The following is a 13749-nucleotide window of genomic DNA, read 5'->3' as shown; positions in this document are numbered from 1 at the left end:
CCTCCGTTTCTTTCTACGGACACACTTTTAAAGTTCGGTAAAAACCCGCGAGGGTTGCGCCGGAAGGCCCCTCAGTCGCCGGACAGCGCCGAATGGGTGGACAGTGCCTTTTCGCGCGCCTTCATGTGATCGACGATCGGCTCGGGATAGGTCTCGCCGATGCTGATGCCGGCCTTTTCCCGAAAGGCGGGCGGCGCCTTGTCCGGCAGGTTCTTGTACTTGCCCGGAAGCTTGGCGAGTTCCGGCACGTAGCGGCTGATATAGTCGCCGTCCGGATCGAATTTCTCGCCCTGCATGATCGGGTTGAAGACGCGGAAGAACGGTGCCGCGTCGGCGCCCGATCCGGCCACCCACTGCCAGCTGGCCGCATTTGAGGCCGGGTCGGCATCGACCAGCGTGTCGCGGAACCATTTCTCGCCGTGCCGCCAGTCGATCAGGCAATGCTTGATCAGGAAGGAGGCGACGACCATGCGCACACGGTTGTGCATCCAGCCGTGCTTCCAGAGCTGGCGCATGCCGGCGTCGACGATCGGATAGCCGGTCTCGCCCTTCTTCCAGGCGTCAAACAGCTTTTCGTTGAACTCCCAGGGGAAGTTGTCGAACTTGTCGTTCCAGTTCTTCTCCGCCAGTTCCGGGAAATGGAAGAGGAGGTGGTAGGAAAACTCCCGCCAGACGATCTCCTTGCGGAAGCGCAGCACGCCGTCGGTGCCGTAGCGGTCCATCAGGCCGTTGGTCGAATGCCAGATGCGTGCCGGCGAAATCTCGCCGAGCGCCAGGTAGGGCGACAGGCGCGAGGTTGCATCGACGCCCGGGAAATCCCGAAGGCTGTCATAGTCCTTCACATGCTTGTCGAGAAAGACCTTGAGGCGCTTGTGGGCGGCGGCCTCGCCGGGCTCCCACATTTCCGGAAAATGCTCCGCCCAGTTCGGCTTCGTCGGCAGATATCCCCAGTCGGTGACATTTTCGGACTTTGGCCACTTCTCGGGGTTTTTCAGCGATTTCGGAGCGTCGACCGGATCGCGCGGATCGTCCTCGCTGCTGAACGCCTTCCAGAACGGCGTGTAGACCTTGTAGGGCGTGCCCTGTCCGGTCAGAAGATGGGTGGGCTCGTGCAGGAGCTGGCCGGCGAAGCTTTTCACCTCGATGCCCGTCTCGGCGAGGCTCTTCTTCAGCGGCGTGTCGATGGCGATGCCCGGCGGATCGTAGCGCCGGTTCCAGTAGACGGCGCCGGCACCCGTTGCCTTGACGAGGCGGGGCAGGAGATCGTCGGCGGAACCGCTCGCCAGGATCAGACGCGAGCCGAGCTTTTCGAACGAATTCTGCAGGGTCACCAGTGAGTGATGCAGCCACCAGGCCTGCGCGGCGCCGAGCGGCCCGGTGCCGGCTTCCTCCGGTTCGCGGATATAGACGGGAATGACTGGCCCGCCGCTTTGCGCGGCTGCCGTCAGCGCCAGATTGTCGTCAAGGCGAAGATCCTTGCGGAACCAGACGAGGACGGGCTTGGCGGATGAGGTCAAGGAAAACTCCGTATCAGATCATCGTGAGGAGGGCGGCAGGCCGGGCGCGGACCTTTCCCGACCTGCCGCCTACGCAGTACTCACAATCTAATACGATTCCCGGACCCGTTTGGTTCAGGAATAAATCTCACCCGATCGTCATCAGGCTGGCATTGCCTCCCGCCGCCGTGGTGTTGATCGAGGTAGAGACCTCCTCCAGCAGCCAGTTGAGGCAGTAGCAGTCGGCCTTGGCCGCGATCTCGCCGGCCGATGCCGCCTGGACCAGAACGAGCGGGCCGGGCAGGGTGGCGATCTTGCCGTTGATTGCACGCACGCGCTCGCCGTCGCCTTCGATCAGCGCACCGGCAAACGGGCCGTCGGCCGCCCAGTCGCGCGAGAGCGAAACCTGTGCCGAAATGCTGGCCGGCAGATCCTTCAGCGCCGCCTGCAGGCCGGTACCGGCGTCGATGACGGCGTGGTTGCCGGTGGCAAGGGCTGCGGCCAGCTGGCGGTACAGGCCGCTTTCGGTTTCGGGCGCGAGCAGCACCCGGCCGCGCGCATGCAGCTGGTAAAGATTGCGCTCGCCGACCGGGCCGGGAAGCTCGGTTTCGAGCCCGAGCGCCGAATTGCCGCCGAGCGTGCGGGCGGCTTCGGCATCGGCCGAGCGGCCCTTCTCGTCGAGCCAGTTGACGAGGTCGAGAAGGGCCGGCGCCTGGTGAACGGAGCTCAGCATCGGCGGCAGCGGGGCCGTGCCGACCAGACGGCCGAGATAGAGCGGTCCGCCGGCCTTGGGTCCGGTACCGGAGAGCCCGCGCCCGCCGAACGGCTGCACGCCGACGACGGCGCCGATGATGTTGCGGTTGACGTAGATATTGCCGACTTTCACGCGGCTGGTCACATGCGCGATCGTCTCGTCCAGCCGGGTATGCAGGCCGAATGTGAGGCCGTAGCCGGTGGCGTTGATCGCGTCGATCAGCCGGTCGAGGCCGCGACGCTGATAGCGCACGACGTGGAGGACGGGGCCGAAGACCTCGCGTTCGAGGTCGGAGAGCTTGCCGATCTCGATGATCGTCGGCGGCACGAAGGTGCCGTTGGCGGTCGTCTCGGCGAGGCCGATCTGCTCGACCTTGCAGCCGAGCGCGCGCATGCGTTCGATGTGCTTCTCGATGATGCCCTTGGCTTCGGCGGTGATGACAGGGCCGATATCGACGCTGAGCTTGTCGGTGCGACCGATCGAAAGCTCGTGCAAAGCGCCCTTCAGCATGGCGAGGATGCGGTCGGCGACGTCTTCCTGCAGGCAGAGGACACGCAGCGCCGAGCAGCGCTGGCCGGCGCTGTCGAAGGCGGACGCGATGACGTCGGCGACTACCTGTTCGGCAAGCGCGGATGAATCGACGATCATGGCGTTCTGGCCGCCGGTTTCGGCAATAAGCGGGATCGGCTTGCCGGTGGCGGAAAGCCGGCCGGCGAGCTGCGACTGGATGAGGCGGGCGACCTCGGTCGAGCCGGTGAACATGACGCCGGCGACCTCCGGGCTGCCGACGAGGGCGGCACCGACACGCCCGTCGCCGGGCACGAACTGCAGCGCGGAGGCGGGAACGCCGGCCTCATGCAGGATGCGGACACCTTCGGCGGCAATCAGCGGCGTCTCTTCGGCCGGCTTGGCGAGAACCGGATTGCCGGCGACGAGGGCTGCTGCCACCTGTCCGGTGAAGATCGCCAGCGGGAAGTTCCACGGGCTGATGCAGACGATGGGACCGAGCGCCTTGTGCGCCGGGCCGAAGGTGGCGCGGGCTTGCTCGCCGTAATAGCGCAGGAAGTCGATCGCCTCGCGCACTTCGGCAATCGCATTCGGTAGCGACTTGCCGGCCTCGCGGGCGATCAGCCCGAGCAGAACCGGCATGCGCGCCTGCATGATGTCGGCGGCGCGTTCCAGGCAGGCGGCGCGTTCGGCGGGCGGCGTGTCGGCCCACGAAGCGGCCGCTTCGGCGGCAAGGCTGACGGCCCGGCGGGCGTCGTCTTCGGAGGTTTCCGTGACCGAGCCGACGACGTCCGCGTGGTCGCCGGGGTTGAGGACCGGCCGCGTTTCGCCACCGGCCTTGCCGTCGGCAAGCTGAGGGACGGACTGCCACTGCGTGGCGGCGCTTTCCTTCAGCGAAACCGTGAGGTCGGCGAGAACCTGCTCATTGGAAAGGTCCAGGCCTGCCGAATTCGGCCGGCCGGCACCGAAAATGTCTTCGGGCAGGGCGATCTGGTCGTGCTGCGCACCGGGGCTCGCCATCGAGCGGACGACCTCGACCGGGTCGGCGATCAACTCGTCGATCGAGACGGTTGGATCGGCGATGCGGTTGACGAAGGAGGAGTTCGCGCCGTTTTCGAGCAGGCGACGGACGAGATAGGCGAGCAGCGTTTCATGCGTGCCGACCGGCGCATAGATGCGGGCCGGACGGTTGAGCTTGCCGCGGCCGACGACCTCGTCATAGAGCGGCTCGCCCATGCCGTGCAGGCACTGGAACTCGTACTTGCCCGAATGAAAATCCTTGCCGGCCATGTGGTAGATGGTGGCGAGCGTCTGGGCATTGTGGGTGGCGAATTGCGGAAAGACCGCGTCGCCGGCGGCAAGCAGCTTCTTCGCGCAGGCGATATAGGAGACGTCGGTGTGGACCTTGCGGGTGAACACCGGAAAGCCGTCGAGGCCGTCGACCTGCGCGCGCTTGATCTCGGCATCCCAGTATGCGCCTTTCACGAGACGCACCATGATGCGGCGCTCGGCGCGGCGGGCGAGGTCGATGATGAAATCGAGCACGAAGGGGCAGCGCTTGCCATAGGCCTGGACGACGAAGCCCATGCCGTTCCAGCCCGCAAGATCGGGATCGAGGCAAAGGCTTTCGAGGAGATCGAGCGACAGTTCGAGGCGGTCGGCTTCCTCGGCGTCGATGTTGAGGCCGATGTCATAGTCCTTGGCGATCAGGGCCAGCGCCTTCACCTTCGGAAGCAATTCGCCCATCACGCGCGCAGCCTGGGCGCGCGAATAGCGCGGATGCAGCGCGGAAAGCTTGATGGAGATGCCGGGGCCTTCATAAATGCCGCGCCCGTCGGAGGCCTTGCCGATCGCATGGATGGCGGTCTCGTAGTCGCGGTAGTAGCGTTCGGCGTCGGCCGCCGTCGTCGCCGCTTCGCCGAGCATGTCGTAGGAGTAGCGGAAGCCGCGCTTTTCCAGAACGCGGGCGCGCTTCAGCGCCTCGTCGATGGTTTCGCCGGTGACGAACTGCTCGCCCATCATGCGCATCGCCATGTCGACGCCGCGACGGATGACCGGCTCACCGGCGCGGGCGACGAGGCGGGTGAGCGCCGCCGAGAGCGAACGGTCGTTGACGGTCGCCGTCAGGCGGCCGGTGATCGCCAGTCCCCAGGTGGCGGCATTGACGAACAGCGAACGGTCGCCGCCGACATGCGAGCGCCAGTCGCCATCGGAAATCTTGTCGCGGATCAGCGCGTCGCGGGTCGCCGTATCCGGGATGCGCAGCAGGGCTTCGGCGAGGCACATCAGCGCCACGCCTTCTTCGCTGGAGAGCGAATATTCATGCACGAGGCCTTCGACGCCGGAATCGCGGTGCTTGGCGCGCAGCGCGGTGATCAGCTGCCGGGCGGTGATCGCGATCACCTCGCTGCGCGGGCCTGTCTGCGTCGCCTGCTCGAGTAGCGGAACGAGGCATTCAGCCTCATCGCGGCGATAGGCGGCGGTGATCGCCCGCCGCAGTTCGCTCTGCTCGGCGACCGGCGGCGCAAAATGCTGGAAGGCGTTGGAATTCGGGGTCTCGGGGGCAACAATCGACTGCGGCTGCGGCATGCTTCACACTCCATGGCAAAGGCTGTGCAGATGATAGCAAAACGACCTCAGGAAATCCGACTTGATTTCAGCGCTGCATGATGAGATTTTCCTGATTAGAGATCCGATAAAAGAGAAAGTGGATTGCCGTGGCGGCTGAGCAAAGGGAATTCGACGCCTTCGACCGAAAAATCCTCGATATTGTCGGCGATGACGGTCGCATCTCCGTGACGGATCTTGCCAGGCGCGTCGGCCTGTCGAAGACACCGTGCCAGGTGCGGCTGAAACGGCTGATCGACGACGGCTATATTCTCGGCTTCAAGGCGGTGCTCGATCCCGTCAAGCTCGGCCTCGACCATGTGGCTTTTACGGAAGTAAAACTTTCCGACACCCGCGAGGCGGCGCTGAAGGAATTCAACATCGCCGTGCGCAAGATCAAGGAGGTCGAGGAGTGCCACATGATCGCCGGCTCCTTCGACTATCTGCTGAAGGTGCGCACCGCCGACATCCGCAAGTACCGCCACGTGCTCGGCGAGAAGATTTCCGCTTTGCCGCATGTGGCAAGCTCCTCGACCTTCGTTGCCATGCAGACGGTGAAGGAGAGGGGGATCTAGGCGCCACTAGCGCGGGCGTCGCCGGCGATTTCGGCGGTGATCCACTCGCGAAACGCCTTCATGGCAGGTGATTCCGGCCGTGATTTCAGCCGCGTCATCCAGTAGCCGCCCATGTCGACCTCGGTGGCAAACGGCTTGACGATCCGGCCGGCGGCAAAATCATGCCCGAACATGGAGACCGGCACGAGCGCCACGCCGACGCCGCGGGCAGCCGCTTCCACCAGCGCCAGCGACGAATCGAACATCCAGCCGCGCAGGCTTGGCGGCGCCATGCCGGCGGTGCGAAACCATTTCGGCCATTCATCGACGCGGTAGGAGCGCAAGAGTTCCATGCCGGCAAGATCCTCGACGGAATTCAGTGCCGGCAGGAGTTCCGGCGCGCAGACCGGCGATAGCGGAGCGTCCATCAGGTGGACGGCCTCGGTGCCGTGCCAGGCGCCGTCGCCGAAGCGGATGAGGAAATCGAGGCCGTCGCCGAGAATGTCGGAGCGGTTGTTGTTGGTCTTGATGCGCAGGTCCACATGCGGCTGCCGGCGCCTGAAGTCGGCAAGCCGGGGCAAGAGCCATCCGATGGCGAAGGTGCCGACGACGCCGACGGTCAGGATCTCGTGAAAATTGCCCTCCTCGAACTGGCTGAGCGTGGCGCTCATCCGCTGGAAGGCGTCGGTCAGCACCGGCAGGAGGGCGTGTCCCTCATCGGTCAGCGCCAGACCGCGCGGCAGCCGCTTGAAGAGACTGACCCCGAGGACGGCCTCCAGCGCCTTGACCTGATGGCTGATCGCCGTCTGCGTGACCCGCAGTTCCAGCCCGGCGCGGGTGAAGCTGCAAAGCCGGGCGGAGGCCTCGAAGGCGCGCAGCGAGTTGAGCGGCAGTTGCGAGACATCCATCTTTCAAGCCCAAAATTTTCTCATGCCTCACCGTATAAATCGTCGTTTGTACGAGGGCAATGCTCGCCCTAGGGTCCTCACGCAGCCGACCGGACAGGCCCTTGGGACCATGGACCGGACCGCAGCATCGTGCACTCCAAGACAGGACGAGTTTTCATGACGACATCATTGTCCCGCCGTCAGGCCCTTGCCGCATCCCTGCTTGTCGCCCCGGCGCTCACCGCGCTTTCGAGCCCCGCTTCGGCCAGCAACCCGGGCGCCGAATCCCGCCTCGCCGAGCTGGAGAGCCGCCATGCCGGGCGGATCTGCGTCAGGATCGTCAACCTCGGTACGGGCAAGACCGTGTCGCACCGCGCCGACGAACCGATATTGATGTGCAGCACCTTCAAGGCGATCCTTGCGGCGCAGGTGCTGAAGGCGGTGGACGACAAGGCTGACGCGCTCGACGCCCGCATTCGCTTCACGAAGAAGGATGTCAGCACGGCCTGGTCGCCCGTGGCCGAGAAGCGCGTCGGCGGCACCGGCATGACGATTGCGGAACTCTGCGAGGCGGCGGTCTGCTGGAGCGACAACACGGCGGCGAACCTGCTTTTGAAGCGGTTCGGCGGTCCAAAGGCGGTGACGGCCTTCTTCCGTTCGATCGGCGACAACACCTCGCGGCTTGATCGTATGGAGCCGGGGCTCAATTATCATGAAGGTCCTGATGACCAGCGCGACACGACGACCGCGGCGGCGATGGCCGAAGACCTGCGCCGGCTCCTGTTTACTGATGTCCTGTCATCCTCATCGCGCGCGCAGTTTGCCGCCTGGTTGATCGCCAACAAGACCGGCGATGCGCGCCTCAGGGCCGGTCTTCCGGCAAAATGGCTGGTTGGCGACAAGACCGGGACCAACGGCAAGAAATACGGCAACGCCAACGATATCGCCGTGGCATGGCCGACGGATCGACCGCCGGTCATCGTGACCGCCTATTGCGAGATCCCGAAGATCGAATCGTCTGAGCGGGATGCGGTGATCGCGGAAATCGGCCGCATCGCCTCCGAGGTCTGATGCAGGCGCAGCCCAAACGAGTCAGCGGGAATTGCCTCTGCGCTTCTTGCGGCCCCACCAGACTTCCGAGCGCCGTCGCCAGCGCCTGACCGGTGGCAGGTCCTGCGACAGGACGAGCAGGCCGAGTGGAATCATCCAGAAGCCCAGCACCGGCAGGAAGCCGAGGCAGCCGCCAAGGATCAGCAGGCAGCCCAGCGTGATGCGTGGCCACCGCGAGCGGGGGAGGCGCACGCTGCGGCCCATCACGACGAATGCACCGTTTTTGTGATCCATGCTGAACATTGTATTGCAGTACCTGTTTGGTCATGAAAACGTGCGCCTGCAGGCGCTTCATCTGTCCACAGGACATGGCGACGGCGGCGAAATTAGGCAAGGGGTTCGAACTTTTTTGAAAAAACCGCTTGGCAAATCGGCAAAGCATTTGTATTAGGCCACCCACACCGCCGCGAGGCGATGTTCCCTGGTAGCTCAGCGGTAGAGCATTCGACTGTTAATCGACAGGTCGCCGGTTCGAATCCGGCCCGGGGAGCCAGTTTCAGAAAGAACGCCGGCGCGGATATCCGCTGCCGGCGTTCTTCGTTTCGGGGCCTTGCTGGTGGGCCCGGCGGTCAACCGCCGAGCTTCTGTGCGAGAGTGGCGTCGAGCAGCGCCTTCTGTTCGTCCGTCAGCGGCCGGCCGTTGTTGGCCGTCATCAACGCATCGCCTGCCTGCGCTTCGGCGTCAGCGGCGGCCTGGTCGGCGTCCTGCGCCGTCTTCAGGTCGGTTCCGGCCTGTTCGAGGTCGGTGATATCCTGCTCGGTCACGCCGGAGGCGGCGAGCGCCTGCTGGTAATCCGTATAGGCCGTGTTGGACTGCAGGCCGGTATAGGCCGTATTCAGCGCATCAAACTGTTCCGGCGTCAGGTTGGACGCGGTCAGAGCGTCCTGATAGGCCTGCTCGGCGGTTGGATCCACTGTCGGGTCGGAGGCCTTGGCGGCCTCGTAGGCGTCGCGCAGCGACTGGAAGCTTTCTTCCGTCAGGCTCGTACCGGCGAGCTCGGAATTGTAGGTGTCGAGCAGCGCCTTGGCGTCGGGATCGCTGAGATAGGCATTGTAGGCATCGACCGTCGTCTGGCCGACCTTGCCGAGCAGCCTGTCATAGGCTTCCTGCAGCGCGGTTGCGTCGGTCTGGTCCGCCAGGTCCTGCAGCGAGGCATAGGTGCCGTTCAACTCATAATAACTCTTCAGCTTGCCGAGACGGGAGTTCGGCGAGGCATGCGCGAATGCCGTTGCCGAAGCATGAGCGGCTGCAATGGCGCCGGTCAGTTTCAACTTGGCGGTCTTGACGCCCTTCTGTTTCGACTTGCCGTTCTCTGTGCCGGTCGAAACGAGCGTGGTGTTCGCCTTCTTGCCCTTCGCTTGCGATTTCTTGTCGCTCGAAAAGGCGGATGAGAACAGCGACTGGAATGTCGCATGCGATTTGCCGCTGGAGGAGGAGCCAGTCGACGAGCTCTTGCCGGAGGCGCTGGCCGACTTGCCGCTGGAACCGCCGGATTTGCCGCTCGAGCCGCCGCTGTTGCCATTGCCGCCAGAGTTTCCTCCGCCGCCGTTGCCCGAATTGCCGCCGCCATTGCCGGACGATTTTTCGCTTTTCGCCAGCGCACTCTTGATGACGGACGGCTGGCCGTCCAGGACGGACAATGGCAGCGCGGCGACGAACAGCGCCGCAACGGTGGAACAGAGCAACTTCCGGATAGGTTTCTGCATGGGTTTCCCTCTCTCCTTGCAATAACCCCTGAGAATTTAGGGGATTTGGAGAGATGAAGTCGCCGAACCCCTGAAGATTTGGTAAATCCGACCGCCGGTCGCGGCGAACGGTTAACGAACCGTCCGAGAGGAGACTGGGTACTGGTCCGTTTCGGGACAAAGCGGGGCCTCAGATTAATCGGAAAAACATCCGCAATTGATCCACGTCGCGCTGAAGTGAGCCAGGTTTTCAATCGATATTGGAGAAAGTGGAGGCCTCGCCCGGAATCGAACCGGGGTGCAAGGATTTGCAGTCCTCTGCGTAACCACTCCGCCACGAGGCCGTCCGTATCTCTCAAAGGTGCGAGAGCGGGTGGTGACGGGGCGTTTAGAACGGATCAAAGGAGAGCGCAAGAGGGTATGAACGGAAAATCTTCGAGCCGCTGGCGGAAACCCCGTGACACACCGCCGCCGGGCAAAAACGGAGGAAACCGTCGCAAACTCTTGCCAGCCGCTGCAGGCGGAACTAAGAGACAAGACAGGAAACCCGAACCGTTTATCACAGGCATATTAGATATGATGGACTTTGAAGCAGCCCGCGTCAAAATGGTCGACAACCAGATCAGGACCACCGACGTGACGTCGCATTCGGTGCTGAATGCCTTCCTGTCCGTGCCGCGCGAGGAATTCGTGCCGGCCGGATCGCGTGCGCTTGCCTATGTCGACACCGACATCGAAGTGGCGCCCGGACGATTCGTGATGGAGCCGTCGCCGCTCGCCAAGCTTTTGCAGCTGGCCGCGATCACCCGCAACGATGTCGTCCTCGAGATCGGTTGCGGCACCGGCTATACGGCCGGCCTGCTGTCGTTGCTGGCCAGTTCCGTCGTGTCGCTGGAAGTCGATGAGACGCTGGCGGCAACCGCGACGGAAACCCTGTCCCGTCTCGGCTATGACAATGTCGCCGTCGTCACTGGCCCGCTTGAAAAGGGTTACGCGCCGGAAGCCCCCTATGATCTCATCTTCGTCGGCGGTGCCGTCGATCAGGTGCCAGCCGACATTCTCGGTCAGCTGCGTGAAGGCGGCCGGCTGGTCGCCGTGATTGGCCACGGCAATGCTTCGCGTGCCAAGCTGTTCGTCAAGGAAGGCGGCGCGGTCGCCGAAAATTCCCACTTCAATACCGCGGTCAAGCCGCTGCCCGGCTTCGCCAAGGTGGCCGAGTTCGTATTCTGAGTTCCTTGCCGCGAGCCGGCAGCTCCATGATGGTTTCGATGCAAGAGGCGGGTGTCATACCCGCCTCTTTTTTTAATCAAAGTCGTTCGAAACTGTTGCGCCGCAGCAACGGCCATCCACGGTCGCATGTTAACACTCTGATAAGGTGTTGATCATTTGACTAAAAGCAACCATGTTCGGCCCAGCCGTGCCGGCATGACTCGCCGACCCGGAGCCATTTGGTGTTTGTTATCGACGTGGCGTTGTTGAAATTTGCATGCATTTCTGCAGTGTAGAATCCGGGGCAGGCCGAGGCTGGACGGTACTCCGTCATCGAGTGTAGCGGCTGATTGTTTTTATTGAGGAGTGGGTTGATCGTGTCATTTTACCGGAAGGCGGCTTTGGCCGCGGCTGTTGCGCCATTGTTGATCCTTCAGCCCCTACAGGCGAGCGCCGAGACCATCTACGGCGCCATGGCGAAGGCCTACCAGAACAACCCCGATCTCAACGCCGCGCGCGCCGGGCTGCGTGCCACGGACGAGGGTGTGACGATCGCCAAGGCCGGCTATCGGCCGAAGGTTTCCGCCAACGCTTCGGCGGGCCTCGTCGACGTGTACGGCATGAACGGCAACGCGTCCGAGTTCAGCTATCATCAGACGGATGCGGGTTTCACGATCACGCAGACCATTTTCGATGGCTTCCAGACGCTCAACAATGTCCGCTCGGCCGAGGCCGGCGTCATTGCCAGCCGTGAAAGCCTGAAGGCCAACGAAATCTCCATACTCCTGTCGGCAGCCCAGGCCTATGCGGACATTGCCCGCGACATGCAGATCGTCTCTATCCGCAAGCAGAACCTGAGCTTCCTGCGCGAGCAGCTGAATTCGGCCAATGCGCGGCTGCAGGTCGGTGAGGGAACCCGCACGGACGTCAGCCAGGCCGAGGCGCAGCTCGCCTCCGCCGAAGCCTTGCTCGCCAGCGCGAATGCGCAGCTGGCCATCAGCCAGGCCACCTATGTGCAGATCGTCGGCGACACTCCGACCGGCATCAAGCAGCCGTCGCCCGCCCGCAAGGCGATGCCCGCCAGCGTCGATCAGGCGGTCGCGATCGGCGTGGTCGAACATCCTTCGGTGAAGGCGGCGTTCGCCCAGGTCGACCAGGCCGACTACAATACCAAGGCGGCGGAAGGCACTTTGCTTCCGGGCGTCACGTTGCAGGGTGGCGTCACCCGCCATCTGACGACCAATCCGTCCGTCAACGACATCAACAACACATCGGCCAGCATCACCGCCCAGGTCAACATTCCGATCTATCAGGGTGGCGCCGAATACGGCCGCATCCGCCAGGCCAAAGAGCTAGCCGGCCAGCGGCGCATTATGGTGGACTCGGTGCGTGCCAGCGTCCGCCAGCAGATCGTCTCCGCCTATGCGCAGCTGCGCGCCGCGACGGCCTCCATCTCTGCCAACGGAAAGTCCGTCAACGCCGCGCAGCTGGCATTGAAGGGGGTCATCGAGGAGCGCAATGTCGGCCAGAAGACGACACTCGACGTCCTCAATTCGCAGCAGACGGTGTTGTCCGCCAAGGAAAACCTCGTGATTGCCCAGCATGACGCCGTGGTGGCAAGTTATTCCGTGATCGCCGCGACGGGCCGCCTGACGGTGGCAAGCCAGGGCCTGCAGGTTGCCGAATACCGTTCGGAAGACCACTACGAAGCCGTCAAGGACAAGTGGATCGGCCTCAGGACGGTTGACACCAAGTAGTGTTTCCGTTGCGTTGTGCAGTCTGTCAGCGAGGCCGGGGGATGACATCAACCTCCGGCCTCCGACGTTTACCATGCCGGCGAACAAAGCTGTGCATCAGTCCCGATAATTGATTCGCAGTGATTTTTTTCCCCTGATGAGTATCCTAAGGTGACCATGATTCGGACTTTGTTTCGCTGGTCCGATCGTTTTTTCGGGAAAACGGGGATGAGTATGGCCCAGCCAAATGTAGCGCGTGAACCGTCCATGGAAGAAATCCTGGCATCAATCCGCAAGATCATCGAGAACAATGATCCGGAGAGCGACGGCCAGCAGAATACGTCCATGCAGGCACCTTCGCTGCACAATGCCCCTTCGCACCTGTCGGACGACGGCGGTGATCCCTTTGCGGCCTTTTCGATAGAGCCGGAAACGCCTCCGGCACCCCGTCCGTCCGCCGACATCATGCCGGCGCCGGTCGCGGTCGAACGGTCCCCGTCGAGCTACACGCCGTCGATGTCCGCCGCCAACCAGGGCGCGCCGGCCCGCATGGCACCACAGCCCGTCCGTGAGGCTCGGGAAGCCGCACCGCAGCAGGCGGATCCGTCCAGGAACCTGTCCCTGGCCGATGTCGCTGCACGCGTACGCGCAGCATCCGAACGCAATGCGGAAATGATGCGCTCGCGCGCACCGGAGCCGGCAGCGCCGGAACCCGTTGCAATGCGCGAACCGACTTCATCGGCCGACAAGGCGTCGGAAAGCCCGGCCGTCCGGCCGTCACCCGTCTCCGTATCTTCCGAGCCGAAGACGCCGCCGGCAGCTCCGACTTTGGCTGCCGTCGAGACGCCACCGGCTGCTCCGGCCCCTGTCGTCGCGAGCGAAACGGTCGAGGCAAAGCCCGCGCCCGTCCTTGTTGCTCCGGTCGAAGCGAAGGCGGCTCCGGCGGCGCCCGCCGTGGCGCAGGCACCGGCGCCGAACCGGGGAGGGCTGATTTCGGCCGTGGCCGGCCAGCAGGTCGCCCGCTCGTTCGAGGATCTCGCCCAGGCGGTCGACGGTGCGCAGAAGCGTTCCCTCGACGAGATTGCCGAAGAGATGCTGCGCCCGATGCTGCAGGATTGGCTGGACAACAACCTGCCGAGCCTCGTCGAGCGTCTCGTGCGTGAGGAGATCGAAAGGGTGGCGCGAGGCCCGCGTCGCTGATCGG

The 13749-nt window shown here is 63.9% G+C and carries 10 protein-coding genes and 2 tRNA genes; 6 read left to right on the top strand and 6 right to left on the bottom strand.

Annotated features, from left to right (window positions below; translation table 11 throughout):
• Positions 1 to 71: 71 nt before the first annotated feature.
• Both ACU5AY_RS08710 and putA read right to left on the bottom strand, forming a co-directional pair.
• Entirely contained in the window at positions 72 to 1517 is a 1446-nt protein-coding gene (locus ACU5AY_RS08710; protein ID WP_446828747.1) for a cryptochrome/photolyase family protein, read from the bottom strand.
• Between the two features lie 127 nt (positions 1518 to 1644).
• Complete coding sequence (putA, locus tag ACU5AY_RS08705) at positions 1645 to 5346, bottom strand: trifunctional transcriptional regulator/proline dehydrogenase/L-glutamate gamma-semialdehyde dehydrogenase (RefSeq protein ID WP_446828746.1); 3702 nt, start codon at positions 5344 to 5346, stop codon at positions 1645 to 1647.
• A gap of 128 nt (positions 5347 to 5474) precedes the next feature.
• Here putA and ACU5AY_RS08700 point away from each other — a divergent pair, with 128 nt between their 5' ends.
• A complete protein-coding gene (locus ACU5AY_RS08700) occupies positions 5475 to 5939 on the top strand; it encodes an Lrp/AsnC family transcriptional regulator (RefSeq protein WP_446828745.1) in 465 nt (154 codons plus the stop codon).
• Here ACU5AY_RS08700 and ACU5AY_RS08695 read toward each other — a convergent pair.
• Entirely contained in the window at positions 5936 to 6826 is an 891-nt protein-coding gene (locus ACU5AY_RS08695; RefSeq protein WP_446828744.1) for a LysR family transcriptional regulator, read from the bottom strand. The two genes, ACU5AY_RS08700 and ACU5AY_RS08695, sit on opposite strands and share 4 nt — an antisense overlap.
• 156 nt (positions 6827 to 6982) lie before the next feature.
• Between ACU5AY_RS08695 and bla the strand changes: the two genes are divergently transcribed.
• Positions 6983 to 7876 carry a class A beta-lactamase gene (bla, locus tag ACU5AY_RS08690; RefSeq protein WP_446828743.1) on the top strand — a complete coding sequence of 298 codons (894 nt, stop codon included), beginning with the start codon at positions 6983 to 6985 and terminating at the stop codon, positions 7874 to 7876.
• A gap of 21 nt (positions 7877 to 7897) precedes the next feature.
• Here bla and ACU5AY_RS08685 read toward each other — a convergent pair whose 3' ends face one another.
• Positions 7898 to 8149 (bottom strand): hypothetical protein, encoded by a 252-nt coding sequence (locus ACU5AY_RS08685; RefSeq protein ID WP_446828742.1) that lies wholly within the window; start codon positions 8147 to 8149, stop codon positions 7898 to 7900.
• A 184-nt stretch (positions 8150 to 8333) separates the two neighbouring features.
• Between ACU5AY_RS08685 and ACU5AY_RS08680 the strand changes: the two genes are divergently transcribed.
• Positions 8334 to 8408, top strand: a tRNA-Asn gene (locus tag ACU5AY_RS08680).
• A gap of 76 nt (positions 8409 to 8484) precedes the next feature.
• Here ACU5AY_RS08680 and ACU5AY_RS08675 read toward each other — a convergent pair.
• Both ACU5AY_RS08675 and ACU5AY_RS08670 read right to left on the bottom strand, forming a co-directional pair.
• Entirely contained in the window at positions 8485 to 9621 is a 1137-nt protein-coding gene (locus ACU5AY_RS08675; protein WP_446828741.1) for a hypothetical protein, read from the bottom strand.
• A gap of 249 nt (positions 9622 to 9870) precedes the next feature.
• Positions 9871 to 9944, bottom strand: a tRNA-Cys gene (locus tag ACU5AY_RS08670).
• A 235-nt stretch (positions 9945 to 10179) separates the two neighbouring features.
• Here ACU5AY_RS08670 and ACU5AY_RS08665 point away from each other — a divergent pair.
• The 3 genes from ACU5AY_RS08665 (at position 10180) to ACU5AY_RS08655 (ending at position 13745) form a co-directional block, all read left to right on the top strand.
• Positions 10180 to 10830, top strand: coding sequence for a protein-L-isoaspartate O-methyltransferase family protein (locus ACU5AY_RS08665; protein ID WP_446826086.1), 651 nt, complete (start codon positions 10180 to 10182; stop codon positions 10828 to 10830).
• Positions 10831 to 11183: 353 nt separating this feature from the next.
• The gene (locus tag ACU5AY_RS08660) at positions 11184 to 12566 is read left to right on the top strand and encodes a TolC family outer membrane protein (protein ID WP_446826085.1); all 1383 of its coding nucleotides are present in this window, start codon (positions 11184 to 11186) and stop codon (positions 12564 to 12566) included.
• Between the two features lie 213 nt (positions 12567 to 12779).
• On the top strand, positions 12780 to 13745 hold the full coding sequence (locus ACU5AY_RS08655) for a DUF2497 domain-containing protein (protein WP_446828740.1): 966 nt from the start codon (positions 12780 to 12782) through the stop codon (positions 13743 to 13745).
• Positions 13746 to 13749 lie beyond the last annotated feature (4 nt).

Source organism: Rhizobium sp. PAMB 3174 (assembly GCF_052908375.1).
The sequence above is the reverse complement of the archived record's forward strand: the minus strand, read 5'-3'. Positions and strand labels throughout refer to the sequence as shown.

Excerpts from the sequence above, each read along its gene's own strand:
- putA (WP_446828746.1), bottom strand. The coding sequence starts at position 5,346 with ATGCCGCAGCCGCAGTCGATTGTTGCCCCCGAGACCCCGAATTCCAAC.
- ACU5AY_RS08695 (WP_446828744.1), bottom strand. The coding sequence starts at position 6,826 with ATGGATGTCTCGCAACTGCCGCTCAACTCGCTGCGCGCCTTCGAGGCC.
- bla (WP_446828743.1), top strand. The coding sequence starts at position 6,983 with ATGACGACATCATTGTCCCGCCGTCAGGCCCTTGCCGCATCCCTGCTT.
- ACU5AY_RS08685 (WP_446828742.1), bottom strand. The coding sequence starts at position 8,149 with ATGGATCACAAAAACGGTGCATTCGTCGTGATGGGCCGCAGCGTGCGC.
- ACU5AY_RS08675 (WP_446828741.1), bottom strand. The coding sequence starts at position 9,621 with ATGCAGAAACCTATCCGGAAGTTGCTCTGTTCCACCGTTGCGGCGCTG.
- ACU5AY_RS08665 (WP_446826086.1), top strand. The coding sequence starts at position 10,180 with ATGGACTTTGAAGCAGCCCGCGTCAAAATGGTCGACAACCAGATCAGG.
- ACU5AY_RS08655 (WP_446828740.1), top strand. The coding sequence starts at position 12,780 with ATGGCCCAGCCAAATGTAGCGCGTGAACCGTCCATGGAAGAAATCCTG.